Origin of the sequence: Mesorhizobium sp. M1D.F.Ca.ET.043.01.1.1 (assembly GCF_003952385.1) — a bacterium.
Classification (GTDB): domain Bacteria; phylum Pseudomonadota; class Alphaproteobacteria; order Rhizobiales; family Rhizobiaceae; genus Mesorhizobium.
Genome location: NZ_CP034444.1, coordinates 2,770,915 through 2,794,941, shown reverse-complemented (window position 1 = coordinate 2,794,941; position 24,027 = coordinate 2,770,915). Strand labels below are relative to the sequence as shown.

Annotated in this window: 24 protein-coding genes; 12 read left to right on the top strand and 12 right to left on the bottom strand. The window is 64.8% G+C overall.

Annotation, left to right across the window (positions count from 1 at the left end; all coding sequences use genetic code 11):
• Positions 1-235 precede the first annotated feature (235 nt).
• Positions 236-1,228, bottom strand: coding sequence for an adenosine kinase (locus EJ067_RS13595; RefSeq protein ID WP_126086169.1), 993 nt, complete (start codon positions 1,226-1,228; stop codon positions 236-238).
• 279 nt (positions 1,229-1,507) lie between these two features.
• On the opposite strand from EJ067_RS13595, the gene EJ067_RS13590 reads away from it, so the two are divergent.
• Complete coding sequence (locus EJ067_RS13590) at positions 1,508-2,410, top strand: EamA family transporter (protein WP_126086168.1); 903 nt, start codon at positions 1,508-1,510, stop codon at positions 2,408-2,410.
• 64 nt (positions 2,411-2,474) lie between these two features.
• The gene (locus tag EJ067_RS13585; RefSeq protein WP_126086167.1) at positions 2,475-3,176 is read left to right on the top strand and encodes a sulfate transporter family protein; all 702 of its coding nucleotides are present in this window, start codon (positions 2,475-2,477) and stop codon (positions 3,174-3,176) included.
• A 3-nt stretch (positions 3,177-3,179) separates the two neighbouring features.
• Here the strand turns inward: EJ067_RS13585 and EJ067_RS13580 are convergent, their stop codons facing one another.
• The 5 genes from EJ067_RS13580 to EJ067_RS13560 all read right to left on the bottom strand — a co-directional run bounded on the left by EJ067_RS13580 (position 3,180) and on the right by EJ067_RS13560 (position 6,787).
• A complete protein-coding gene (locus tag EJ067_RS13580) occupies positions 3,180-3,983 on the bottom strand; it encodes an oxaloacetate decarboxylase (RefSeq protein ID WP_126086166.1) in 804 nt (267 codons plus the stop codon).
• A gap of 79 nt (positions 3,984-4,062) precedes the next feature.
• The gene (locus EJ067_RS13575) at positions 4,063-4,914 is read right to left on the bottom strand and encodes a hypothetical protein (protein WP_126086165.1); all 852 of its coding nucleotides are present in this window, start codon (positions 4,912-4,914) and stop codon (positions 4,063-4,065) included.
• Positions 4,915-5,087: 173 nt separating this feature from the next.
• Positions 5,088-5,747: an HAD family phosphatase gene (locus EJ067_RS13570; RefSeq protein ID WP_189510597.1), complete on the bottom strand. Its 660-nt coding sequence runs from the start codon at positions 5,745-5,747 to the stop codon at positions 5,088-5,090.
• Positions 5,747-6,232 carry a dUTP diphosphatase gene (gene dut / locus EJ067_RS13565; protein ID WP_126086163.1) on the bottom strand — a complete coding sequence of 162 codons (486 nt, stop codon included), beginning with the start codon at positions 6,230-6,232 and terminating at the stop codon, positions 5,747-5,749. Before dut ends, EJ067_RS13570 begins: the two co-directional genes overlap by 1 nt.
• A gap of 84 nt (positions 6,233-6,316) precedes the next feature.
• On the bottom strand, positions 6,317-6,787 hold the full coding sequence (locus EJ067_RS13560; RefSeq protein ID WP_126086162.1) for an Lrp/AsnC family transcriptional regulator: 471 nt from the start codon (positions 6,785-6,787) through the stop codon (positions 6,317-6,319).
• Positions 6,788-6,903: 116 nt separating this feature from the next.
• Here EJ067_RS13560 and EJ067_RS13555 point away from each other — a divergent pair, with 116 nt between their 5' ends.
• From EJ067_RS13555 to EJ067_RS13545, 3 genes are all read left to right on the top strand, one after another.
• A complete protein-coding gene (locus EJ067_RS13555) occupies positions 6,904-7,158 on the top strand; it encodes a DUF6356 family protein (protein ID WP_126086161.1) in 255 nt (84 codons plus the stop codon).
• Positions 7,159-7,174: 16 nt separating this feature from the next.
• Positions 7,175-7,972: a class II glutamine amidotransferase gene (locus EJ067_RS13550; protein WP_126086160.1), complete on the top strand. Its 798-nt coding sequence runs from the start codon at positions 7,175-7,177 to the stop codon at positions 7,970-7,972.
• A gap of 193 nt (positions 7,973-8,165) precedes the next feature.
• Positions 8,166-9,539: an amidase gene (locus tag EJ067_RS13545; RefSeq protein WP_126086159.1), complete on the top strand. Its 1,374-nt coding sequence runs from the start codon at positions 8,166-8,168 to the stop codon at positions 9,537-9,539.
• Here EJ067_RS13545 and EJ067_RS13540 read toward each other — a convergent pair.
• Complete coding sequence (locus EJ067_RS13540; protein WP_126086158.1) at positions 9,533-10,606, bottom strand: FAD-binding oxidoreductase; 1,074 nt, start codon at positions 10,604-10,606, stop codon at positions 9,533-9,535. The two genes, EJ067_RS13545 and EJ067_RS13540, sit on opposite strands and share 7 nt — an antisense overlap.
• Positions 10,607-10,674: 68 nt before the next feature.
• Complete coding sequence (locus EJ067_RS13535) at positions 10,675-12,489, bottom strand: winged helix-turn-helix domain-containing protein (protein WP_126086157.1); 1,815 nt, start codon at positions 12,487-12,489, stop codon at positions 10,675-10,677.
• 205 nt (positions 12,490-12,694) lie between these two features.
• Between EJ067_RS13535 and EJ067_RS13530 the strand changes: the two genes are divergently transcribed.
• From EJ067_RS13530 to EJ067_RS13510, 5 genes are all read left to right on the top strand, one after another.
• Positions 12,695-12,976: a DUF4242 domain-containing protein gene (locus tag EJ067_RS13530; protein ID WP_126086156.1), complete on the top strand. Its 282-nt coding sequence runs from the start codon at positions 12,695-12,697 to the stop codon at positions 12,974-12,976.
• Positions 12,977-13,111: 135 nt separating this feature from the next.
• Positions 13,112-13,348 (top strand): DUF1127 domain-containing protein, encoded by a 237-nt coding sequence (locus tag EJ067_RS34575; protein WP_189510591.1) that lies wholly within the window; start codon positions 13,112-13,114, stop codon positions 13,346-13,348.
• 226 nt (positions 13,349-13,574) lie between these two features.
• A complete protein-coding gene (locus EJ067_RS13520) occupies positions 13,575-14,171 on the top strand; it encodes a TetR/AcrR family transcriptional regulator (RefSeq protein WP_126086154.1) in 597 nt (198 codons plus the stop codon).
• Between the two features lie 53 nt (positions 14,172-14,224).
• A complete protein-coding gene (locus tag EJ067_RS13515; protein ID WP_245468263.1) occupies positions 14,225-15,214 on the top strand; it encodes a haloalkane dehalogenase in 990 nt (329 codons plus the stop codon).
• Positions 15,195-16,787 carry a peptide chain release factor 3 gene (locus tag EJ067_RS13510; protein ID WP_126086152.1) on the top strand — a complete coding sequence of 531 codons (1,593 nt, stop codon included), beginning with the start codon at positions 15,195-15,197 and terminating at the stop codon, positions 16,785-16,787. Before EJ067_RS13515 ends, EJ067_RS13510 begins: the two co-directional genes overlap by 20 nt.
• Positions 16,788-16,954: 167 nt before the next feature.
• Here EJ067_RS13510 and EJ067_RS13505 read toward each other — a convergent pair whose 3' ends face one another.
• The 3 genes from EJ067_RS13505 to EJ067_RS13495 form a co-directional block, all read right to left on the bottom strand.
• Complete coding sequence (locus tag EJ067_RS13505) at positions 16,955-17,425, bottom strand: VOC family protein (protein ID WP_126086151.1); 471 nt, start codon at positions 17,423-17,425, stop codon at positions 16,955-16,957.
• A gap of 33 nt (positions 17,426-17,458) precedes the next feature.
• The gene (locus tag EJ067_RS13500) at positions 17,459-17,986 is read right to left on the bottom strand and encodes an SRPBCC family protein (RefSeq protein ID WP_126086150.1); all 528 of its coding nucleotides are present in this window, start codon (positions 17,984-17,986) and stop codon (positions 17,459-17,461) included.
• 106 nt (positions 17,987-18,092) lie between these two features.
• Positions 18,093-18,437 carry a metalloregulator ArsR/SmtB family transcription factor gene (locus EJ067_RS13495; RefSeq protein WP_126086149.1) on the bottom strand — a complete coding sequence of 115 codons (345 nt, stop codon included), beginning with the start codon at positions 18,435-18,437 and terminating at the stop codon, positions 18,093-18,095.
• Positions 18,438-18,620: 183 nt separating this feature from the next.
• Between EJ067_RS13495 and ilvD the strand changes: the two genes are divergently transcribed.
• Positions 18,621-20,465: a dihydroxy-acid dehydratase gene (gene ilvD, locus EJ067_RS13490; protein ID WP_126086148.1), complete on the top strand. Its 1,845-nt coding sequence runs from the start codon at positions 18,621-18,623 to the stop codon at positions 20,463-20,465.
• Positions 20,466-20,629: 164 nt separating this feature from the next.
• Here ilvD and EJ067_RS13485 read toward each other — a convergent pair whose 3' ends face one another.
• The gene (locus EJ067_RS13485; protein WP_126086147.1) at positions 20,630-22,384 is read right to left on the bottom strand and encodes an ABC transporter ATP-binding protein; all 1,755 of its coding nucleotides are present in this window, start codon (positions 22,382-22,384) and stop codon (positions 20,630-20,632) included.
• 311 nt (positions 22,385-22,695) lie between these two features.
• Between EJ067_RS13485 and EJ067_RS13480 the strand changes: the two genes are divergently transcribed.
• Positions 22,696-23,976 (top strand): amidohydrolase family protein, encoded by a 1,281-nt coding sequence (locus tag EJ067_RS13480; RefSeq protein WP_126086146.1) that lies wholly within the window; start codon positions 22,696-22,698, stop codon positions 23,974-23,976.
• Positions 23,977-24,027: the final 51 nt, after the last annotated feature.

Below are 24,027 nucleotides of genomic sequence, written 5' to 3'. Positions count from 1 at the left end.
GCCGCGCTCCTCCCAAGCTGCGGCTCGTCTTTGAACGGCTACAACGGAAAGCGGCAATCGCAACGGCAACAGACGCAGCGACCGTAAAGGTTGCTGTCCTGCATGTGGCACCCCAACTGCTGCGGACATCCCGAAATGTCAGTCACGAAACGCCCACTATGCCTGTAGGAGCGATCTATGACAGCGGCGCGACAGACGGCCTCATTTGGCGTCCGGTCGCGGTGACCCAGCGGAACTAAAGCAACCCCGCCAGTTGGGCCGCGCTGCGCAAATTCTGCCGCGGCCGCGGCCCGATCTGCTGGATCACCAGCCCGGCCGCCAGCGAGCCGAGGTTGCCGCAATCCTTCAGGCTGCGTCCAGCAGTGTAGCCATAAAGGAAGCCGGCGGCGTAGAGGTCGCCGGCGCCGGTGGTGTCGACCAGTTCGCGGATCGTCGTCGCCTCGATGGTGACGGTCTCGTCGCCACGCACGATCACCGAGCCCTTCTCCGAGCGGGTGACGGCTGCGATCTTGCAATCCTTGCGGATCGCCGCCAGCGCGTCCTCGAAAGACGAGGTCTGGTAGAGCGATTTGATCTCGTGGCTGTTGGCGAAGACGATGTCGACGGTGCCCGAGCGCATCAGGTCGAGGAACTCGTCGCGGTAGCGGTCGACGCAGAACGAGTCCGACAGCGTCATCGACACTTCGCGTCCGGCTTCATGCGCCAGTTTCGCCGTCTGCCGGATCGCTTCCTTGGCGCGCGGCGGATCCCACAGATAGCCCTCGAAATAGGTGACCTTGGCGCCGGAGGCCTTGTCGGCCTCGACATCCTCGGGACCGAGCTCGACGCAGGCGCCGAGATAGGTGTTCATCGAGCGCTCGCCGTCCGGCGTGACGAAGATCATCGACCGCGCCGTCGGCGGCTGGCCCTGGAGTGGCTTGGTGTCGAAGGCGACGCCCTGGGCCTGGATGTCGTGGGTGTAGATTTCGCCGAGCGGGTCGCTCGAGACCTTGCCGAAGAAGGCGGCGCGGCCGCCGAAGCTGGCGATGCCGGCCGCCGTGTTGCCGGCGCTGCCGCCGGAGGCCTCGATCGCCGGGCCCATGCGGCTGTAGAGCAGCTCGGCGCGCCTGGTGTCGATCAGGTTCATCGCTCCCTTGATGATGCCGTTGGTCTCGAGGAAGGCGTCGTCGCACTGGGCGATGATGTCGACAATGGCATTGCCGATGCAAAGCACGTCATATTCCGGCATCAATGTCTCCGCCAACGAGCCACCGGCTTTCTGCCATGCCGGCCGGGCGCGGGTCTAGCGGCTCACGGCCGCTTTGCCTACCCCGAAAATCGGCGCCGGCTTGCGTCGCGCCGATCGTGGCCGGGAATGTTCGCCGGCTGCGGCAGTGTTCGTGTCCAACTGGCCCACAACAGTCGCGCTGCTGACGGTTATGGTTTCACCGTCATCGAAACGTTTCTGCCGCGCCGTGGGCTAGGACCGGTGCGTTTCCCGCAACAGGCTGAAGGCACGAACCAACGAATGTCCGAAAAGACCGGGATGACGAGCGAACTGGCGCTGCTTGGCCTGCTGGCGGTGTTGTGGGGCGCCTCCTACACCTTCATCAAGATCGGCGTCGAGACGATCCCGCCGGTGACCTTTATCGCCGCACGCACGCTTGTCGCCGGCGGCATCCTGCTTGGCCTCATCCGCTGGCGCGGCCTTGCCATGCCGCGGGATGTGGCCACCTGGCGCCGCTTCATGTTCCAGGCCTGCCTGAACAGTGTCATCCCGTTCACGCTGATCGCCGCCGCCGAACGTTCGATCGACGCCGGCCTTGCCACCATCCTCAACGCGACGTCGCCGATCTTCACCTTCCTGCTGACGGCGCTGATCACCCGCCACGAGCCGGTGACGATGCGCAAGCTGGCCGGCGTCGGCGCCGGCATTGCCGGCATCTGCCTCATCGTCGGCACCGAGGCTCTTGGCGGCATAGGCCATCAGCTCTGGGCGCAGCTCGCGGTCGTCGCCGCCACCATCTGCTACGCCGGCGCCGCCATCTTTGGCCGAAACTTCAGAGGCCTGGACCCCATGGTTCCGGCCGCCGGCTCGATGATCTGCGGCGCCGCGATCCTGATACCGTTGAGCCTCGTCTTCGACCGGCCCTGGACATTGACGCCGTCGATGGCGTCGATCCTGGCCCTGTTCGGGCTTTCGGTGTTCTCGACGGCGCTCGCCTTCTCGATCTTCTTCCGGCTCATCCACACGCTGGGCTCGGTCGGCACCACCTCACAGGCCTATCTGCGCGTGCCGATCGGCATCGGCATCGGCGCCGCCTTCCTGGGCGAGAGCCTGGGGCCGACCGCCTGGCTGGGCATGGCCTTCGTCGTGGCCGGCGTCGCGGCCATGACGATTCCTGCGAGGCAGGCCAGGCTTGCGCGGTAGTTGCACCGGGGGGCGACCCTGCCTATGTCGGAAGCGTCTTTCTCGATGAGGGGTTGAAGACGCCGTGATTCTTGACGCAGCCCGCGCCGCCGCCAGCCAGCTGTTCTCGCCCGAATTCCGCTCCGTCTTCGTAAAGACGCTCGGGCTCACCGTGTTGGCGCTGGTTGCTCTATGGTTCGGCATCGAGAGCCTGCTCGAATGGCTGGCCTGGCCGTGGCTGCAGACGCTTGTTCCGGGACTACCCTCCTGGGCCGGATGGTTGGGCGGCATTATTGCCGGCATCATTTTGGCCGTTGGGATGGCGCTGCTTATCGCGCCGGTGACGGCGATCATCGCCGGCTTGTTCCTCGACGACGTCGCCGAGGTGGTCGAGCGCACCGACTATCCTGACGATCCGCCCGGCCGCGCCGTGCCGGCGCTGCATTCTCTGGTGCTGGCGACAAAGTTCTTCGGCGTCGTCATCCTCGGCAACATCGTCGCCCTGCTTCTGCTCCTGGTGCCGGGCATCAACATCGCCGCCTTCTTCATCGTCAACGGCTACCTGCTTGGGCGCGAGTTCTTCGAATTCGCCGCCATGCGATTCCGTCCCGAGGCTGGAGCCAAGGCGCTTCGCCGCAAATATGCTGGCACGGTGTTCCTGGCCGGGCTGGTCATCGCTGCCTTCCTTGCGGTGCCGCTGCTCAACCTTCTGACGCCGCTTTTCGCCGCCGCCATGATGGTGCATCTGCACAAGGCGGTGTCCGCGCGCGAAGCGGCGCGGCCTTAAGCATCATTCGCTGGTGTCGCGGAAGAGCGCCTGCAGCTTGCCGAACGGCATCGCCGCGCGTGTGAAGCCGAAGGTGCCGTCCTGCTGGATCTCGCGCGCCGCGGTTTCCAGCATGCCATAGGCGAAATTCGTCAGCCACGGCCCGAGCGAGATGCGTTTGACGCCGGCATTGGCAAGGTCGGCGACGGTGAAGCCCGGCCGCGCCATGATGTTGACGGGCTTGCTCACCGCCGAGCAGACCGTCCGCACGGTTCCCACATCGCTCAGGCCCGGTGCATAGAGCACGTCCGCGCCGGCCTTCTCGAAGGCCTGCAGCCGCTTGATCGTGTCGTCGAGATCGGTCTTGCCCCAGAGGAAATTCTCGGCCCGCGCGGTGAAGACGAAATCGCGCTTGAGCGCGCGAGCCGCCTCGACGGCCGCGGCGACGCGCTCGACCGCATGCGAGAACTCGTAGATCGGATTATCGGCGTCGCCGGTATGGTCCTCTATCGAGCAGCCGGCAAGGCCGGCGGCCTCGGCCGCGAAGATGGTTTCGGCCGCCTGCTCGGGGCTGTCGCCCTTGCCGCGCTCGAGATCGGCCGAAACCGGCAGGTCGGTCGCCGCCGTCACCTCGCGGCAATGGTGGATCATTGCCTCGAAGGTCACGGCGCCGTCAGGCAGGCCGCGCGAGAAGGCGAAGCCGGCGCTGGTCGTGGCCAACGCCTTGAAGCCGAAGGATGAAAGAAGCTTGGTCGTGCCGATATCCCAGGGATTGGGCATGACGAAGGTGGAAGTGTGCAGATCGCGAAAAATCTTGCCCTTGTCCATGGCGGGTCCTCAATCATGATCGGGGTTGTGGGCGGAATCTACCGCGCGGGCCGGGGCCGGGCAAATGAATGCGTTTGGTTCAGAAGCGTTTCTCGTTTTCTGCTGACAATTTCTCGAAGGCGTCGGAATTCTTGACGTAGCGCGACTTGGCCTTGTCCCAATGGTAGGTGACGGAAATGTCATGAGAGGTGGCCTTTGGCGGCGCCTCGCCGCAGCTTTCCTCGCTCGGCACCGTCGCGTCCGTCACCGTGACCTTGATGGGCGCATAAGGCTTTTGGCCGCCAAGGCTCCGGAAGGCCAGGTTTTGCGTGCGCCGGTAGGCGCAGTAGTTTTCGTCGAACGTATAGATCTCGTCGATCAGCTGAAAGCGGTCGTTGCGGACCATGATCAGCATCGTGCCGGCATAACCCTGGTTCGAGTTGAAATGCGTGCTCATGGTGACGATGGCATCGTCGCCGGCGGCGATCGAAACCTTGCCGGGTTCGCGAAAGGAAGTGCTCCTGTCGACGGCGACATTCATCGCGTCGAGCAGCCTCGGCTTGCCAGTCAGGTCGTAGAGAGCCAGAACGGCATAACTCTCGGCGCTGTCGGAGCCGAAGCCGAGATCGTAGAGCATCGCCAACCGGTCCTTGCCGGCGGCCCTGATGGCGAGCACTTCGGCATTGGACAGGCTGGTGGTCGCAGGCGGCGAGCCGCCATCGTCGCCAGCGGAGATATGGCGCATCTCGATCGGCACGGTGCCGTCGTAGAAGCCGTTCTTGCCGGGGCTCAGATCGGGAATGACCATCCTGGCGAGGTCAAGATAGGTAACGTCCTGATGGCCGGGAACGGTATTGTTCAGCTCGGGAAAGCTGGTGGCGTCCGCGAGTGCCGTCGCGCACAGCCACGGCAGCAGCCAGGCAAGGCCAATTCGAAACAGGCTGGAAATCATGGCGAGCCCCCTCTCGGGGACGCACGCTAAAGCATGTCTCCCGAAACTGGGAACCGGTTTCGGGACAAAGACATGCTTAAAATCAAAAAGCTAAAGCGCATGGAGCGAATCTGAAAGATCGCAGCGCGCTTTGGCACGGACCTTGGAGGCGCACGGCAGGGCCGAAAATGAGATCAGTGGATCGGCACCAGCCCGGCGAGCTCGCGCATGTCGTCGAACAGGATGCCGCCGGCCGCGGCCAGGCCATCGCGATCAGAAAAAGGATCGGCGTGGTAGGAGAACACGCGCATGCCGGCAGCTATGCCTGCCTCGGTGCCGGCGACGCTGTCCTCGATCACGATGCAGTCGGTCGGCGCGAAGCTCATCGTCGCGGCCGCGTGGAGGAAGAGGTCGGGGAACGGCTTGCCGCGCCCAACCATGGTGGACGAGAACATGGCGTGCTCGAACAGCGGCAACAGCCCGGTCTGCCCGAGCGTGATGTGCATCTTCGAGATCCGCGCCGAGGAGGCGACGCAGTAGGCGATGCCGGCGGCTCGCACCTTCTCGATGAAATCGCGCACGTAAGGGATTGCCTCGACGCCATGCGCGAACAGGTCCGGCAGCCCGGCGTTCCAGCGATCGACGAAGTCGGACCCGAGCCGGACGTCGGTCGCTGCTTCGATCTCCTTCTGCACCGAGGCCATGCTGCGGCCGGAGAAGTTCTTGCGGCAATATTCGAATGTGGTTCGGAAACCGGCAGCTGTCAGCCAATCGGCCAGACGCCGGTTGGCAAGGTTCTCGGTATCGACCAGAACCCCGTCGCAGTCGAAGATGACCAACTTCGGTGCTGACATCAGGCCGTGCCGGTCGACCCGAACCCGCCGGAGCCGCGCGCCGTGCCGCCGGCGAGCGCCCGTTCCTCGCTGGCTACCTGCGTCACCGGGGCAAAGACGATTTGCGCGATGCGCATGCCGCGCGTCACCGCGAAATCCTCGTCGCCGAGATTGACGAGCAGCACCTTCACCTCGCCGCGATAATCGCTGTCGATGGTGCCGGGCGTGTTGAGGACGGTCAGCCCATGCCTGAAGGCGAGGCCGGAACGCGGCCGGACCTGGCCTTCCATGCCTTCCGGAATTTCAAGGACCAGCCCTGTCGGCACCAGCAAGCGCTTTCCCGGCAGGATGAGCAGCGGCCGGTCTTCCGGCACCGCGGCGCGCAGGTCCATGCCGGCGGCGCCCGCGCTTTCATAGGCAGGCAATGGCAAGCCCTCGCCGTGCGGAAGCCTGACGAAACCGACGGTGGGGCCGATGACGGAGGAAGGATAGACAGCTGTGCGCATGAGCCCATTCCTATCGGCGCGAGTGCCGATTCAGTCAACCCGGCAGCAGAGCTATCAACGCCTTTCTTTCAAGGCGGTTCCGCGTCAGCGCAGCTCCACCGGAACCACGGTCGTCTCCTTGATCTCCTCCATCACGAAGGAAGCCGAGACGTCCGACAGCGGCACCTTGGCGATCAGCCGCTGGTAGAGCCGGTCATAGGCTTTGACGTCGGCGACGCGGGCCCTCAGCACATAGTCGAGGTCGCCCGACATGCGGTAGACGCCGGTAATCTCGGCAAAGCCGGTCACCGCCGCGCGGAATTTCTGCAGCCAGTCCGGGTCGTGGTTCGACGTGCGGATCAGGATGAACACCGAGAGGCCGAGCCCGAGCTTGTCGGCATCGACCAGCGCCACGCGCCCGGTGATGACGCCGTCCCCCTCCAGCCGCTTGACGCGCCGCCAGCAGGCGTTGCGCGACAGCGCCACGCGCTCTGACAACTGGTCGACGGAGAGCGTGCCGTCACGCTGGAGCTCGGCCAGCAATCTTCGATCAATTTCGTCGATGTCGAACGTCATTCTTGGGATGAATGTCCCAAAAGATAGCCGACTGCAAGGACAAATTGGGATCGATGAACCATCGACGCGTGGCAGGATACTCAACATCGGGGCTCATCCCGGCAGGAGGGATCACCATGACGACACGGTTTTCGGCGCTCTTCACGTCTCATCCGGCCAAGGTCGGCGAGACCTATTTCGGCCATATGGCCTTTGCCGCCTGGTTCTGTTCCCGTCTGTCGATGGCTGCGGGCGCCGCCCTTGTTCACGCTTTCTTGCCGTTTCTGTTCGAAACTACGGCCAGCCGAATCGTTCGCGAGCTTTATGAGCGCACGCACAATCGAGGCTCACATGCGGTCAACGAGCCTAAGGCTCTGATGGATCGCGCCTGATAGATGGTGGAATGCGATGTGCCGGTGGGCGGCCTATCTTGGTGAAGCGGTCTTCCTCGAAGACATCATCACCGCGCCCTGCCACTCGCTGATCGCCCAGAGCCACTGCGCCCAGGAGGCGAAGTCGCCCACCAATGGCGACGGTTTTGGCCTTGCCTGGTATGGCGACCGGCCCGAGCCCGGCCTCTATCGCGACATCCTGCCGGCCTGGTCCGATCCCAATCTGAAAAGCCTCTGCCGGCAGATCAAGTCCGGCCTGTTCCTCGCCCATGTACGCGCCTCGACGGGCGGCGCCACCAGCCGGATGAACTGCCATCCCTTCATCTCCGGCCGCTGGTCGTTCATGCACAATGGCCAGATCGGCGGCTTCGAGAAGATCCGCCGCGCGCTTGAGAATTCGCTCTGCGACGAAGTCTTCGACCAGCGCGAGGGCACCACCGATTCCGAGCTCTTGTTCCTCCTGATGATCGACGAGGGCCTGTCGGCCGACCCGCAGGGCGCGGTGTCGCACGCCACCAGCCGCGTCATCGAGGCTTCGCGCCGCGCCGGTATCGAGCCCTCGCTCAAGCTGACCGCCGCCTTCTCGGACGGCCAGGCGCTCCATGCCGTGCGCTACGCCACCGATGACCATGCACCGACGCTCTACACCTCCATCTACCGCAATGGCGGCCGCTGCGTGGTGTCCGAGCCGTTCGACCGCGACGGTGGCGAGTGGCAGGCAATTCCGCCGGCGAGCTTCGTCACCATGACCGGCGGTGGCATGGCGATCCGTCCCTTTGCACCGGCTGTGGCGAAACTGGCACTCGCCATCTAAGCACGAAGCGGATCTGAAAGATCTGACGCGCTTTGGGTCGCGGGACAGAAGGGCGCGGCAGAGCGCTGACCTCACAGACCTCGGTAGCGCAATTTCGATCAAGCGCCACCCGGACTTGAATGCTGAACTTGGCTTGAAGACGCGCACCGATCCGCCATTTCATGCTTGGCGCGGCCAAGCCGGAGCATTCACGATGGATATCGCCTTCGCCTCGACCACCGAACTCGCCGCTTCGATCGCCACGCGAAAAATCTCGGCGGTCGAGGCGCTCGATGCGCACCTCGCCCGGATTGATAGACACAACGAAGCGATCAATGCCGTCGTCATCCTCGATCAGGAGGGCGCGCGCAAGCGCGCCAGGCAGGCCGATGCGGCGCTGGCGCGTGGCGACACGCCCGGCCCGCTGTATGGCGTGCCCTTCACCTTGAAGGATGCGCACGAGACGGCAGGCATCAGGACCACGGCCGGCTTCCCGCCCTTTGCCGATTATGTGCCGAGGAGCGACAGCCCCGTCGTCGCCCGGCTGAGAGCGGCCGGCGCTGTACTGGTCGGCAAGACCAATGTCGCCACCATGCTGGGCGACTGGCAGTCCGACAATCCATTGTTCGGCCGCACCGGCAATCCCTGGGATCCGTCGCGCACCGCGGGCGGTTCCAGCGGCGGCGCCGCGGCCGCGGTTGCGACAGGCATGACGCCGTTCGAAATCGGCACCGACATGCAGGACTCGATCCGCCTGCCGGCCGCCTTCTGCGGCGTCTACGGCCTGAAGCCGACCGAGCATCGCGTCTCGCTGGCCGGCGCCTTCCCCGATCCGGGCGGCAATCCGCGCAGTGTCCGCTTGATATCCTGTGTCGGGCCGATTGCCCGTGATCTGGAGGACCTGGCGCTGATCCACCAAATCATTGCCGGGCCAGACGGAGCCGACACCGATCTGGCATCGATGCCGGTTGATCCGATGCCGAAGCTCGGGCTGAAATCGCTGCGCATTGCCTTCGTCAGTGCCTTCCCCGGTTTTCCGGTGGCCGCCGAGATCAGCGCCACGGTCGAAAGATTGGCTGCCGGGATCGCTGCCGCCGGCGCGCGCGTCGAGGAAGCAAGGCTGCCGAAGCTCGATCTGCATGACGATCTCGCAGAGGGCGGCAAGCTGATCGGCATGATGCTGGAGGCGGCGCAGCCGGAACCGCCGAAGCAGCCGACGCCGGTGTCGGGCTGGTTCTCGGCGCTCGCCCGCCGCGACCGGTCGATCCTCGCCTGGGAGAGCTTCTTCGAAAGCTGCGACGCCTTGCTTTGCCCGGTTGCGATGACCACGGCCTTTGCGCATTGCAAGCCGGGCAGCCCGTTGAAGGTCAACGGCAAGGACGAGAGCTATTGGATGCTGCCGGCCTGTGGCGCGGTCTTCAACTATTCCGGCCATCCGGCGCTGGCATTCCCTTGCGGGCAGGACAGCAACGGCTTGCCAATCGGCCTGCTATTGGTCGGGCGGCATTGGTCAGAGGCGCGGCTGCTCGGCATCGCGGCAGCGATCGCGCCGCTCGCCGGCGGCTTTCGCCGCCCGCCGGGTTATTGAGGGAAACGCGACAGCGTGTAAGGCGCGAGCAACGCATCGCGCTCGCCGTCGAGGATTTCGTTGGCGGCAAACAACCCCACGGCGGGCGCCAGCGTGATGCCGGAATGCGTGACGGCGATGTAGAGGCCGCCGACGCCGTCGGCGCGGCCGATGATCGGAAACCCGTCGATCGGGGTGGGCCTGTAGCCGACTGTGTGGAAATCGTACTCCAGCCCATCGGCGCCGCGCAGCATCGCCCGCATCGCTGTAAGCAGCTCGCGCGCGGCGGCCTCGGGATCATCGCCTGGATCGCCGCCGCCGAAATCCGAACCGGCGATGATGCGGCCTTCCGCAGTCTGGCGCATATGCAGCGTCTCGGCCAGCACCAGCCCGTTGAGCAGCTTCGTGTGCGGGCGCGAGTGCACGATCAGGCCGGGCGGTGTCTCGATCGGCAGTTTTACGCCGGCCGTTGCGGCGATCGCCGGAGCGCCGGCGCCGGCAGCGATCACCACCTCGTCCGCGCCGATGGTTTCGCCCGAAACGACGACGCCGGTGACTTTGCCGCCCGACGGCGCCAGCGCGCTGACAGTCCCCGGGACGATCCGCGCGCCGCGCCGCTCGGCATCCGCCAGCAGCGCCTTGGTGGCCGCCACCGGCTCGACCACGCCTTCCTCGGCAACGTAGAGGGCAAAGTCCGGAAGCTCCGCCAGATTGGGCTCGATCCGCGCCGCCCGGTCCCGATCGACGCGCTCGATGCCATAGCCCCAGGATGAGTGTTCGGCCGCATAGGCTTCAAGCCTGTCCGCCGGCAGGTCGAAGCACAGGCCGCCGCACCAGGCAAGCGGCAATCCCGGCAGGTCCTTCGCCAGGCGTTTCCATTCGGCCATGGCGCGGATGCGCAACCGGAAATAGGATTCCGGATTGCCCCAGCTGGCATTGATCCAGGCGAAGGAATTCGGCGTCGCGACACCACCGGCGCCACTTGTTGAAACGACCGTCACCCGCGCGCCGGCCTTCGTCAGATACCAGGCGATCGAAGCGCCGATGATGCCGGCGCCGATGACGATGACGTGTTTTGCGCTGCTCATGCTGGACCTTTGAGGGAGATTTCCCTCGTCATGCCATCGCGCCGGCTCGGCCTCAAGCGGGAAGATTTCTACGCGCCGCGAACTGCTGTCTTAGGCGTGTCCGAAAGCAGGTCTTTCAGTTCTTCGCATCGCCGCATGAGACGAGTTGAATCTACTTTCGTTGCGACCGCCATAACGCTGCCGAGCTCCAGCTCCGCACCGATCCGATCGCCGAGTTGAATGAGGAGCGCGGCCAGCGACAGCCTCGCGTCGGCGACATTGATCGGCGAGCCGATTTCGGTCCAGCACGAACATGCAAGCTGCAGCTCCCGCGCGGCCTCGGCCAAGCGATTCTCGCGCATGAAAAGCTCTGCCTTGGCCTGCGCGGTCAGTGCCCGGATGGAAGCCATCGGCCAGCGCAGCGGCTCCTTCTCCAGTTCGGCAATGACTTCTCTCGCGCGCTCCAGCCGATCGGTATGTGCCGCCACTTTGGCAAGTGTGGCAAGTACGAGACCGCGCCGCTGCAGCGTCGGCCAGCCATTGCCGACCAGGGATCGCTCAAGCGCACTGAAAGCGGCCTCCGCCTGCCCCTGTTCGAGCTGCAGCAGGGCGAGGCCGGGCTGCGGATCCCATCCTGCTGCGTGCGACGCGCGGTAGGCTGTTTCTGCTTCGGCGAAATTTCCGGCAGCAAGATGGATGTCGCCCAGAACCCGCAAGGCATCGCCCGTCGCCCAGGGCGCATCGAGAGCCAGCTGGTCGAGAGCGGCGCGCACCAGTGCCTCCGCTTCTTTAAGCGTGCCGTGGATGCCGAGCACCTCGGCCCGATGCAGCCGGCACGATCCCGACAGGTTCTCCAGCCCGTGTCCCTTGCACCAGGTTTCGTAACCGGAGGTCCATTGGTTGGCCCTCGCCCAGTCGCCGAAGTTCCTGCAGGACCAAAGGATGTTGCAATAGAGGATGCCGCCGACAACCGGGTCTATGTCGCTTGAAAGGCCGAGCGCGGCGGCGAAATCCTGGTCCTCCTGGCCGGATTTGGTTTCCCCGAGGCAAAGTTTGAAGAAGCCGCGATAGATCAGGCCGAGCGATTCCACGACCGGGTCTTCGAGATGTTTGCCGACTTTGAAGGCCTGCTCGGCAAATGCAAGCGCCTGCTCGGGTTCAGCTTCCGCGCCCATAAGACGCGCTCCCATCCAGCACCACAGGCCGTGTTCCCGGCTGTCGGTGGCGCTGTCGATCAGCTGCGCGGCGCGCTTATGCCAGCCCTTGGCGACGGCGAGCTCGCCCCTCTCCAGATGGATCCGGGCAAGCGTGACTGCCGGGGACGCCGCGCGCAGGCGCTCGCCGGACACGCCATATTCCGTTACCGCGCGGGTCAGGAATGGAATGGCTTCAGTCGGTTGCCCCATGCATTCCAGCGCCAGCGACCATTCCTCGAGATCGGCCGTCAGCAACTCGCCGGCGGCGTCCGCTTCGGTGAAAGCGGCCGCGGCATCTTGCCATTTCCTCGCCGCAAGCGCCGCGCGAGCGGACAGGATTGCTGAGCCGGGGCTCGACGGCTTGCTCCCCGCTGCGACCGGAGCTGATTTGGTTTCCAAGACGGCTGGTTGATCGAGGCAAATGCGGTAGCCGAAACGCGGCAGGTTGCGCAGCGCCGTCTCCATGCCGCCCTGCCGAAGAATGCCGCGAGCCAGGCTCGCCACGCGCTGCAAGGAAGCTTCGGTAACCGTTACGCCGGGCCACAGCGTTTCAAGCAATTCGTCCTTGCTCATGGCCCGGTCCTGGTGCCGCAGCAGAATGGCGAGGAACTCGAAGACCAGGGGCTGCACCTCGATCTCCTTTCCGGCGAGACGAAGGGCGCGCGAGCCCTCGTTCAGCTCGAAGTCGCCGAAGCAGTGAATTCCCATCGGCAGCTACCCCCCGTAACGGCAATAGGCAAAGGATCAGAAGAAGATAAGGCCGGCATAAGGACTGTTGGCCGCCTCTTCCGTAATTCTCCGTCTGCCCGGCGAGCCAGGCTGCAGTTTAGCTCAGCGGCGCCGGGGATGTCACCGGCACCGACCTGGTCGCGCGTCCGGGGACATTTGAACCTCAGATCAAGGAGATTGCGAAATGCAGAAATACATCATCGAACGGGAAATCCCCAAGGTCGGCACCTTCGAGCGCGAGCAGCTTCGCGACGCCTCCAAGGCCTCGAACGCCGTCCTCGCCGAGCTCGGCCCGGACATCCAGTGGGTGGAATCCTTCGTGGCGGACGACAAGACCTTCTGCGTCTACCTCGCCAAGGACGAGGCGATCATCCAACGCCACGCCAAGATGAGCGGCTTCCCGGCAACCAAGATCACGCAGGTGAAGCGCCTGTTCGATCCGACGACGGCCTCTGCCACCGCCTGATGGGAGATGGATCGTGAAGCGCTTCGCAGGCGAGCTGCGCGTGCGATCGATCCTGATCTTCTGTCGGCCAAACCGCGTGGGAGGGCCAATGCTGGCCCTCCCAATTTCATCATTCGAACAGAGGGAGATGCAACCATGACTACCCTTGGACAGGAGCTCACGACCAACCGCTCCGCGCTGGGGCGCTTCTTCACCGCGGTCGTCGAAATCAGCCATTCCGGCGGAGATCTGCTTGCGCGCATCGTCCGGATCCGCAGGGACCGGACCACGCTGGACGACTTGCCGGACTATCTGCTGCGCGACATCGGCATCGAGCGGGCGCAGATATGGTCGATCACGCGGTTCGGCCGCAAGGAGGACGGTGGTGCGTGAATTGGGGGACGGGAGATCTTCGCCATTGGCATGTTCCACGGTTCCAGGGCGCGCCCGCTTTAGCCGGGATGTCAAGCCGTCACCCCGATTAACGACGGCGCTGATGACACGCGTCGCCACGCTGTTCGCCATGTGCCGCGATGAGTTCCCGCTGCATTTGCTGCAACCTTTAGCCAGCACAAACCCAAGGGCTTGACATTAATACGTACGTACGTATTATATCGCCATGGCTAGACAATCACTCCGCGAAAATCTCCTCGACGCTGGCTTCCAGACGATATGGAATTCAGGCTACTCGGCGGCCGGCGTGCGCGACATCGTCGCCGCGGCCGGTGCCCGGCCGGGCTCCTTCACCAACCACTTTGCCTCAAAGGAAGAGTTTGCCGGCGAGGTGGTGGAGCGCTACTTCGCCTATGTCAGCGGCCTGGTCGAGAATGCCTTGGCGCGTGACGGTACGCCGCCCGTCGGCAGGCTGCGCCGCTATCTCGATATCATCACCTCGAAGCTCGAGGCGCATGACTGGGCGCGTGGCTGCATGATCGGCAATCTCAGCCTGGAAACAGCTGTGCACAGCGAGCCGCTGCGGCTCAGGCTGGTCGCCATCTTCGAGCGCTGGCGCCAACCCTTCGCGGCCTGCATCGCCGAGGGCCAGGCGGCGGGCGAGATCACCAAGGCTTTCGATGCCGAGGACCTCGCCGATTTCCTTTTGTCGTCCTGGCAGGGCGCCATGCTGCGCATGAAGGTCGAGCGCAGCCCCGAACCGCTCGATCGGTTCAAGAAAATCATCTTCAGCACCGTGTTTGGGAAGGAAACAGTACGATGATTTCGAAAACCGACGGACAGCAAACCGGCGCGGACGTGTTGCGGCGTTCACGAATGGCCGTGCTAGATTCCACCATGTCCTATCTGGAAGCCGGCGGCGCCGGCCCCACCATCCTGTTCCTGCACGGCAATCCGACCTCCTCCTACATCTGGCGCAACATCATCCCGCACGTCGCGCCGTTCGGCCGCTGCATCGCGCCGGATCTGATCGGCTACGGCCAGTCGGGCAAGCCCGATATCGACTATCGTTTCTTCGATCAGGTCCGCTATCTCGACGCCTTCATCGGGGCGCTCGATCTCAAGGACCTGGTGATCGTCGCCCAGGATTGGGGCACCGCGCTGGCGTTCCATTTTGCGGCACGCCGGCCGCGGCGTATTCTCGGCCTGGCCTTCATGGAATTCATCCGGCCTTTCGAGCGCTGGGAGGACTTCCACCAGCGTCCACAGGCGCGCGAGCTCTTCAAGGCGCTGCGCACGCCGGGCGCCGGCGAAAAGCTGGTCCTGGAGGACAATGTCTTCGTCGAAAAAATCCTGCCGGCATCCGTCCTGCGGCCGATGAGCGAAGACGAGATGGCTGTCTACAGGGCGCCATTCCCGACGCCGCAATCGCGCAGGCCGGCACTGCGCCTGCCGCGCGAACTGCCGATCGAAGGCCAGCCGGCCGACGTCGCCGCGATCAGCGAACACGACCACCGCGCGCTGCGGCTTTCCTCTTATCCAAAACTGCTGTTCGCGGGTGATCCCGGCGCGCTGATTTCGCCGCAGGCGGCTGAGCAGTTCGGCGCCGGGCTGAAGAACTGCCGGTTCATCAACCTGGGGCCAGGCGCCCATTATCTGCAGGAAGACCACCCCGACGCGATCGGCAAGGCGATTGCCGGCTGGCTGCCGGAGATCGCGCGCGCGGAAAGCCTGGCCGAGCCAGGCGGAACCGGAGGCGCGCGCACAAGGCATTTGCCGCCCATGTCGACAGGCCGGCGCGGCGCTGGTAGAAGCGCCGCCTGTCACATGGAACACCTTAAAAGATATGCCCGAAACCATCCCTGAAGAGGTATCGCGCCGCCGCACCTTCGCGATCATCGCGCACCCCGACGCCGGCAAGACCACGCTCACCGAAAAGCTGCTTCTGTTCGGCGGCGCCATCCAGCTTGCCGGCGAGGTCAAGGCCAAGAAGGACCGCATCCAGACCCGGTCGGACTGGATGAAGATCGAGCGCGAGCGCGGCATCTCGGTCGTCACCTCGGTGATGACCTTCGAATATGACGACAACGTCTTCAACCTCTTGGACACGCCCGGCCACGAGGATTTCGCCGACGACACCTACCGCACGCTGTCGGCGGTGGACTCGGCCGTCATGGTCATCGACGCCGCCAAGGGCATCGAGCCGCGCACGCTGAAGCTGTTCGAGGTCTGCCGGCTGCGCGACATCCCGATCATCACCTTCGTCAACAAGATGGACCGCGAGAGCCGCGATCCGTTCGAGATCCTCGACGAGATCGAGCAGAAGCTGGCGCTGGACACGGCACCCGTCACTTGGCCGATCGGCCGCGGCAAGACTTTCTCCGGCACCTATCACCTGGCGCAGAACGCCGTGCGCCGGAGCGACGACGAGAAGGAGCGCACGCCGGTCCATGGTCCGGATTCCAACCGCGTCGCCGGGCTTTTGCCGGAAAACGAGCGCAACGACTTCATCGAGGAACTGGAGCTCGCGCGCGAGGCTTGCCGGCCGCTCGACGTCGACGCCTTCCGCGAGGGTCACCTGACGCCGGTCTATTTCGGCTCGGCGCTGCGCAATTACGGCGTGCGCGACCTGATCGAGGCGCTCGGCGCCTTTGGGCCGCCGCCGCGCGCGCAGGAAGCCGATGAGCGGACGGTCGAGGCGACCGAGGAGAAGATGACCTCCTTCGTCTTCAAGATCCAGGCCAATATGGACCCGAACCACCGCGACCGCATCGCCTTCGTGCGCGTCTGCTCGGGAAAGCTGGAGCGCGGCATGAAGGCCAAGCTGGTGCGCACCGGCAAGCCGATGAGCCTGTCGGCGCCGCAATTCTTCTTTGCCCGCACCCGCGTCACCGCAGACGAGGCCTTCGCCGGCGACGTCGTCGGCATCCCCAACCACGGCACGCTGCGCATCGGCGACACATTGACCGAGGGCGAGGAGATCCTGTTCCGCGGCGTGCCGAACTTCGCGCCGGAAATCCTGCGCCGTGTCCGCCTTGGCGATGCGATGAAGGCCAAGAAGCTGAAAGAGGCGCTGCACCAGATGGCCGAGGAAGGCGTCGTGCAGCTGTTCTCGCCGGAGGACGGCTCGCCGGCGATCGTCGGCGTCGTCGGCGCGCTGCAGCTCGATGTGCTGAAGGAGCGGCTGAACATCGAATACACGCTGCCCGTGGATTTCGAGATGTCACGCTTTTCCGTCTGCCGCTGGATCGCGGCCGACGACAAGGCGGAGGTGCAGCGCTTCATCGAGGGCCATCGCGGCGACATCGCCCGCGACCTCGACAACGATCCGGTCTTCCTCGCCCAGCACGCCTTCTCGCTCAACTACGAAGCCGAGCGCTGGAAGGCGATCCGCTTCACGGCGGTCAAGGACTACCAGATCCGCGACAAGGCGGCGTGAACTGTTTTTCCCTTCCCCCCTTGTGGGGGAAGGTGGCCTCGCGAAGCGAGGTCGGATGAGGGATGTTCCAGGGAAAGCCGACGTCTCACTCCGCTGGATCACCCGTCATCCGTCTCGGCGCTTCGCGCCGATCCACCTTCTCCCACAAGGGGAGAAGGGAAGATCGCTCACCCTTTCGCCGCCGCTTCCAGCTTACCGATCTCGATCTTGCCCATCTTCATCATCGCCTCCATGACGCGGCCTGCCTTGGCCCGGTCGGGATCCTGAAGCAGCCGCGGCAATTGTTCCGGCACCACCTGCCAGGACACGCCGAACTTGTCCTTCAGCCAGCCGCAAGGGCCGGGCTCGCCGCCGCCTTCGGTAAGCCTTGCCCAGAAATGGTCGACCTCGGCCTGCGTCTTGCAATCGATCGACAGCGAGATCGCCTCGGTGAACTTGTATTGCGGGCCGCCGTTCAGCGCCAGGAATGGCACGCCGTCGAGCTCGAACGAAGCGACCAGCACCTGGCCCTCCTGAGGGTGGCCCTTCGGCCAGCGCGTCACACTCAGCGTCTTCGCATTCTGGAAGATCGAAATGTAATGGTTCATCGCCTCTTCGGCCTGACCGTCGAACCACAGGAAAGTCGTGATCTTCTGCATCGTTTTCTCCTTCGTGCTCTGTCGTGAAAGGGATCAGGCGGCGCCCTTGGCGCCATGCTGGAGGGACACAAGACGGGCATCGAGCTGGGCATAGCTGTCGGCAATGCCGCTGGTCATGCCGGTGCCAAGCGCGCCGTCGCGCGCCGCCTGCGAAGCATAGAGGATCGTCTGCGTCAGCAGCGTCTTGCCGTTGACCTCGGTGAACACAACCGTCCCCAGCGTCTCGCCGCCGGTCCAGTCTTCGTCGAACAGCTCCGTGGCGACGATCAGTCTCGGCCGCTCGATCTCGCGATAGATGGCGCTCATGCCCATCGCCTGCCCGTCGCGGTGGCGCCAGACATAGCGCGCCGTGCCGCCCACCTTGAGGTCGATCTCGCAAATCTCGAGCCGCCAGCCATCCGGGCCATGCAGCCAGCCCTTGAGCAGTTCCGGAATGGTCCAGCAGTCGAACACCATCGGCCGCGGCGCGTCGAATGTGCGGGTTATCCGGACCTCACGATCGCCGGGGGTTGTCACGGTCAGCGTTGCCACGGTTGGGCCCGGCAGTCTCGTCGTACTCATCGATGTCCTCTTCCGCTTGCGTTTCCTGGACCCAAGGACGCTCGGTCGGGCCTCGATCCGACACGGGCTGCGACATTTCCGATAGGCCGAATGTGCCCGGCTTTGCCTATTGTTCCGCCTCGCCGGGGTTCTTCTTTGCTTGCAGCGCACCGAGCAGCGCATCGAGCCGCTGGAAATTGCCTTCCCAGATCTTGCGGTAGCGCTCCAGCCATTCCGTGGCCTCGGCCAAGGGTTTCGCTTCGAGCCGGCACGGACGGCGCTGGGCATCGCGGCCGCGCGAGATCAGTCCCGCATTCTCGAGCACCTTGAGGTGTTTCGAGATCGACGGCTGGCTCATCGCGAACGGCTCCGCCAGTTCCATCACCGAGGCCTCGCCGTCGATGAGCCGGGCAAGGATGGCGCGCCGCGTCGGGTCGGAAAGCGCGGCAAAAGTGGCGTCGAGCTGATTCATCGTAGATAGCCAATTAGATATATACCTAAATGGCTATATACAAATCGCCATCGCTGGTCAACCAGATTCCTGGCGCAGTGCAAAACTGTGGCAAGGCCGGACCTTGGCCGCTATAACCGCTGCCGACTGAAATTCAGCGCCGCCGCGCCGCGCTTGGCGCGGCCAGCCAGCAAGGACAATCCGATGCCTGCCTATCGTTCCCGCACCACCACCCATGGCCGCAACATGGCCGGCGCCCGCGGCCTGTGGCGCGCCACCGGCATGAAGGATTCGGATTTCGGCAAGCCGATCATCGCGGTCGTCAACTCCTTCACCCAGTTCGTGCCGGGCCATGTCCATCTGAAGGACCTTGGCCAGCTCGTCGCGCGTGAGATCGAGAAGGCCGGCGGCGTCGCCAAGGAGTTCAACACCATCGCCGTCGATGACGGCATCGCCATGGGTCACGACGGCATGCTCTATTCGCTGCCGTCGCGCGAGCTTATCGCCGACTCCGTCGAATACATGGTCAATGCGCATTGCGCCGACGCCATGGTCTGCATCTCCAACTGCGACAAGATCACGCCCGGCATGCTGATGGCCTCGTTGCGCCTCAACATCCCGACCGTCTTCGTCTCCGGCGGTCCGATGGAGGCCGGCAAGGTGGTGCTGGCCGGCAAGGCGCAGGCGCTCGACCTGGTCGACGCCATGGTCGCCGCCGCCGACGACCGCGTCTCCGACGAGGACGTCAAGGTCATCGAGCGCTCGGCCTGCCCGACCTGCGGTTCCTGCTCCGGCATGTTCACCGCCAATTCGATGAACTGCCTGACCGAGGCGCTCGGCCTCTCGCTGCCGGGCAATGGCTCGACGCTCGCTACCCACGCCGACCGCAAGCGCCTGTTCGTCGAGGCCGGCCATCTGATCGTCGATCTCGCCCAGCGCTATTACGAGCAGGAGGACGACAGCGCGCTGCCGCGCAGCATCGCTTCCAAGGGCGCCTTCGAGAACGCCATGGCGCTCGACATCGCCATGGGCGGCTCGACCAACACGGTGCTGCACATCCTCGCCGCCGCCCATGAGGGCGAGGTCGACTTCACCATGGAGAACATCGACCGGCTGTCGCGCAAGGTGCCGGTGCTCTGCAAGGTGGCGCCGGCCAAGTCCGACGTGCACATGGAGGACGTCCACCGCGCCGGCGGCATCATGGCCATCCTCGGCCAATTGGACGAGGCGGGCCTGATCAACCGCGACCTGCCGACCGTCCACACGGCAACGCTCGGCGAAGCGCTCGACCATTGGGACATCGCCCGCACCTCCGCCGAGAACGTGCGCGAGTTCTTCCGCGCCGCGCCAGGCGGCGTGCCGACGCAGGTCGCCTTCAGCCAGGACCGCCGCTGGGACGAGCTCGACACGAACCGCGAGACGGGTGTCATCCGCTCGGCAAAGACGCCGTTCTCGAAGGATGGCGGCCTCGCCGTGCTCAAGGGCAACCTGGCGCTCGACGGCTGCATCGTGAAGACCGCCGGCGTCGACGAGTCGATCCTGAAGTTCACCGGCCCGGCCCGCGTCTTCGAAAGCCAGGACGCTTCCGTCAAGGCGATCCTCGGCAACGAGATCAAGGCCGGCGACATCGTCGTCATCCGCTATGAGGGACCGCGCGGCGGCCCCGGCATGCAGGAAATGCTCTATCCGACCAGCTATCTGAAGTCGAAAGGCCTCGGCAAGGCCTGCGCGCTGATCACCGACGGCCGGTTTTCCGGCGGCACCTCGGGTCTGTCGATCGGCCATGTCTCGCCCGAGGCGGCCGAAGGTGGCCTGATCGGCCTGGTCCAGGAGGGCGATACGATCGAGATCGACATCCCCAACCGCAAGATCCACCTCGCCGTCAGCGAGGCCGAGCTCGACGCGCGTCGCAAGGCAATGGCGGCCAAGGGCCCGGATGCCTGGAAGCCGACGGAAAAGCGCAAGCGCAAGGTGACGACGGCGCTCCGCGCCTACGCCGCGTTCGCCACCAGCGCCGACAAGGGCGCGGTGCGGAAAGTGCCGGAGTAGGAGCGCTTCCCCTTCTCCCCTTGTGGGAGAAGGTGGATCGGCGCGTAGCGCCGAGACGGTTGAGGGGTGCTCCAGCGGAGTGAGGCGTTGGCGTTCCCTGGAACACCCCTCATCCGTCGCCTTCGGCGACACCTTCTCCCACAAGGGGAGAGGGAGAGGCCGCCCTACGGCATCAGCTGATATTCATAAAGCTTCTGATAGAGCCCGCCCTGCTTGAGCAGCGTCTTGTGAGGTCCGCTTTCCCGCACTTTGCCGCTCTCCAGCACCACGATCGTATCGGCCTGGTGCACCGTCGAGAGGCGGTGGGCGATGACGATCGTCGTGCGTCCGACCGTGAGCTGTTGCAGCGCGTCGCGGAACAGCGCTTCCGACTCGGCGTCCAGCGCGCTGGTCGCCTCGTCCAGAAGCAGAATCTCGGCATTGCGCAGCATGGCGCGCGCGATCGAGATGCGCTGGCGCTGGCCGCCGGAGAGCAGCGAGCCGTTCTCGCCCACTTCCGTGTCGTAGCCCTTGGCCATGGCGCTGATGAAGTCGTGCGCATTGGCCGCCTTGGCGGCGGCGATCACGTCCGCGTCGGTCGCATTCTCACGGCCGAGGCGGATGTTGTGCATGATTGTGCCGGCAAACAGGAAAGTATCCTGGCTGACATAGGCGATCTTCTGCCTGAGCGAATCGAGCGTGGCGAAGGAGATATCCTGGCCGTCGAACTCCACCTTACCGCTTTGCGGGTCGTACATGCGCATGATCAGGTTGAGGATCGTCGACTTGCCGCTGCCGGAAGGCCCGACCAGCGCCGTCATCTTGCCGGCCTTGAGCGTCAGGTCGAAGCCTTCGAACACCGGCGGGCTCTCCGGATAAGCGAAGCTGACATCGTCGAACCGGATTTCGCCCGGGCCCGGATGCAACGGCTTGGCATTGGGCTTCTCGGCGAGCGTCAGCGGCCGGTCGGCGAGCTGGAACATCATGCGCACGCCGACGATGCCGGTCTCCAGCGAAATGCGCACGCGCGCCAGGCGCTTTGCCGGCTCATAGGCGAGCAGCAGCGCCGCGATGAAGGCCATGATGTTGCCGGGCATCTGGCCGCCTTCCAGCACCAGGAAGCCGCTGACGAAGACGGCGCCGGCGATCGCCAGACCGGCAAGCGTCTCCATGACCGGACTGGTGGCTGCTTCCAGCGTGGCGATGTTGTTGGCGCGGTTCTCGACATCGGAGACAGCCTTGTACATGCGCTTGCGCATCGCGCCTTCGAGATTGAAGGATTTGACGACGCGCACGCCGATCGCCGTTTCCTGCATGACATGCACGATCTGCCCGAGCGAGCGGAATTCCATCTTGGCGATCTGTCGGACACGTTTCAGGATGCGGTTGACGCCGTAGACTGCCACCGGTCCGACGACGAAGCAGATCAGGGACAGCGCCGGCTGCTGCCAGACCATCACCACCACCAGCACGACCAAGGTCACCAGATCGCGCACATAGGATGTGACGACGAGGTCGAGCACGCTGCGCGCGGCCTGCGCGTTGTTGGTCATGCGGGTGATCAGGTCGGACGACGAGGTCGAGTGGTAGAACTCGATGCCTTGCGCCAGGATCCGGTCATAGATCTTGCGCTGTCGGTCGGCGATGATCGCGTTGCCGACGCGGCTCATGAAATAGGCCTGGACGAAGTTCGCGATGCCCTTGAGGACGAAGATCGCGGCGACCGCCGCGGCGATCAGATTGACGCGGTCGAGCCTCTTGTAGATGACGAACTCGTTGGTGATCTCACGCAGGATCCAGGCGCTGGCGCCCGTCATGGCGGCCACCACCAGCATCGACACAATGGCCGCGCCATAGCCGAATTTGTGCTCCTGGAAGGATTCCTTCACCAGCCTCGCGACGAGGCGCTGGTTCTCCGTCGAACGGAAGAAACGAAACAAAAGGCCGATCCCATGCCTGGCTAGAGACCGTTTCGAAATTCGCCCTGGCGAGTCATTTGGTGGTGTTTTCGAGAACCGTAGGCAGCGGACATTTCGTCCGTGAGCAACGGAAGCGCTGAAAACGCCATCAGATGGCCGCCGGAGTAGAATTTCCAACCAGTCCCTGAGCGAATTTCGGATTCGCCACGAAGGCGAGAGGCGGCTTATAGAGCGAGTTGCCGCCGGATGGAACCATGCGCCGTCAAGACAAGGAAACGGCTGCGGTCTTTTCGGCTACGACGACGGCCGGTTCTAGAGAGGGATGACGACAGATGGATTTCGACCTCATCGTGCGCGGCGGCACGCTGCCGGACGGCCGGATTGCCGACATTGGCATCGCGGGCGAGACCATCGCCGCGATCGAGCCCAAGCTGCAGCGCTCGGCCCGGAGCGAGGTTGACGCGCGCGGCAATCTCGTCTCGCCGCCCTTCGTCGATCCGCACTTCCACATGGATGCCACGCTCTCCTACGGCATTCCGCGCATCAACGCTTCCGGCACGCTGCTCGAAGGCATCGCGCTCTGGGGCGAATTGAAGCCGCTGTTGACGCATGAGGCCGTGCGCGACCGGGCGCTCGCCTATTGCGACTGGGCGACGTCGATGGGCCTGCTTGCCATCCGCAGCCATGTCGATGTCTGCGACGACCGCCTGCTCGCCGTGGAAGCCCTGCTCGACGTGAAGAAAACGGTCGCGCCCTACATCGATCTGCAATTGGTCGCCTTTCCGCAGGACGGGCTCTACCGCTCGCCGACGGCGCGTGAAAACACCATCCGAGCGCTCGATATGGGCGTCGACATCGTCGGCGGCATCCCGCATTTCGAGCGCACCATGGCCGACGGCACGCGCTCGGTGACGGAGCTTTGCGAGATCGCCGCCAGGCGCGGTCTGATGGTCGATATGCATTGCGACGAGACCGACGACCCGCTGTCGCGCCATATCGAGCAGGTCGCCTACGAAACGCAGCGCCTCGGCCTGCAGGGCAGGGTGGCCGGCTCGCACCTCACCTCAATGCATTCCATGGACAATTACTATGTCTCGAAGCTTTTGCCGCTGATCGCCGAGGCCGGCGTCTCGGCGATCCCCAATCCGCTGATCAACATCATGCTGCAGGGCCGCCACGACACCTTTCCGAAGCGGCGCGGCCTGACCCGCGTGAAGGAGATGATGGCGCTCGGCATCCGTGTCGGCTGGGGCCAGGATTGCGTGCTCGATCCCTGGTATTCGCTGGGCACCGCCGACATGCTCGACGTCGCCTTCATGGGCCTGCATGTCGCCCAGATGTCGAGCCCGGCCGACATGGCGCGCTGCTTCGAAATGGTCACCAACGTCAATGCCGCCATCATGGGCCTCGATCACCTCGGGCTGGAGGTCGGCAAGCGCGCCAGCCTCGTCGTGCTCGACGCCGGCAATCCGATCGAGGCGGTCCGCCTGCGCCCCGAGCGTCTCTGCGTCATCGCCAGGGGCAAGGTCGTGGCCGAGCGAACGAAGCAAGAGACGCGGCTCTCGATCACCGGTCGGCCAGCGCAGGTGAACCGGCGGCACAAGCCCACTTAGAGCAGTCAGCGCAATTCCGGACGGAAAAACCGCGACGCATCTTGCCTGGAA

Coding starts and splice junctions, on each gene's coding strand:
- EJ067_RS13595 (WP_126086169.1), bottom strand. CDS start 1,228: ATGCCGGAATATGACGTGCTTTGCATCGGCAATGCCATTGTCGACATC.
- EJ067_RS13590 (WP_126086168.1), top strand. CDS start 1,508: ATGTCCGAAAAGACCGGGATGACGAGCGAACTGGCGCTGCTTGGCCTG.
- EJ067_RS13580 (WP_126086166.1), bottom strand. CDS start 3,983: ATGGACAAGGGCAAGATTTTTCGCGATCTGCACACTTCCACCTTCGTC.
- EJ067_RS13575 (WP_126086165.1), bottom strand. CDS start 4,914: ATGATTTCCAGCCTGTTTCGAATTGGCCTTGCCTGGCTGCTGCCGTGG.
- EJ067_RS13570 (WP_189510597.1), bottom strand. CDS start 5,747: ATGTCAGCACCGAAGTTGGTCATCTTCGACTGCGACGGGGTTCTGGTC.
- dut (WP_126086163.1), bottom strand. CDS start 6,232: ATGCGCACAGCTGTCTATCCTTCCTCCGTCATCGGCCCCACCGTCGGT.
- EJ067_RS13560 (WP_126086162.1), bottom strand. CDS start 6,787: ATGACGTTCGACATCGACGAAATTGATCGAAGATTGCTGGCCGAGCTC.
- EJ067_RS13555 (WP_126086161.1), top strand. CDS start 6,904: ATGACGACACGGTTTTCGGCGCTCTTCACGTCTCATCCGGCCAAGGTC.
- EJ067_RS13550 (WP_126086160.1), top strand. CDS start 7,175: ATGTGCCGGTGGGCGGCCTATCTTGGTGAAGCGGTCTTCCTCGAAGAC.
- EJ067_RS13545 (WP_126086159.1), top strand. CDS start 8,166: ATGGATATCGCCTTCGCCTCGACCACCGAACTCGCCGCTTCGATCGCC.
- EJ067_RS13540 (WP_126086158.1), bottom strand. CDS start 10,606: ATGAGCAGCGCAAAACACGTCATCGTCATCGGCGCCGGCATCATCGGC.
- EJ067_RS13535 (WP_126086157.1), bottom strand. CDS start 12,489: ATGGGAATTCACTGCTTCGGCGACTTCGAGCTGAACGAGGGCTCGCGC.
- EJ067_RS13530 (WP_126086156.1), top strand. CDS start 12,695: ATGCAGAAATACATCATCGAACGGGAAATCCCCAAGGTCGGCACCTTC.
- EJ067_RS34575 (WP_189510591.1), top strand. CDS start 13,112: ATGACTACCCTTGGACAGGAGCTCACGACCAACCGCTCCGCGCTGGGG.
- EJ067_RS13520 (WP_126086154.1), top strand. CDS start 13,575: ATGGCTAGACAATCACTCCGCGAAAATCTCCTCGACGCTGGCTTCCAG.
- EJ067_RS13515 (WP_245468263.1), top strand. CDS start 14,225: ATGGCCGTGCTAGATTCCACCATGTCCTATCTGGAAGCCGGCGGCGCC.
- EJ067_RS13510 (WP_126086152.1), top strand. CDS start 15,195: ATGCCCGAAACCATCCCTGAAGAGGTATCGCGCCGCCGCACCTTCGCG.
- EJ067_RS13505 (WP_126086151.1), bottom strand. CDS start 17,425: ATGCAGAAGATCACGACTTTCCTGTGGTTCGACGGTCAGGCCGAAGAG.
- EJ067_RS13500 (WP_126086150.1), bottom strand. CDS start 17,986: ATGAGTACGACGAGACTGCCGGGCCCAACCGTGGCAACGCTGACCGTG.
- EJ067_RS13495 (WP_126086149.1), bottom strand. CDS start 18,437: ATGAATCAGCTCGACGCCACTTTTGCCGCGCTTTCCGACCCGACGCGG.
- ilvD (WP_126086148.1), top strand. CDS start 18,621: ATGCCTGCCTATCGTTCCCGCACCACCACCCATGGCCGCAACATGGCC.
- EJ067_RS13480 (WP_126086146.1), top strand. CDS start 22,696: ATGGATTTCGACCTCATCGTGCGCGGCGGCACGCTGCCGGACGGCCGG.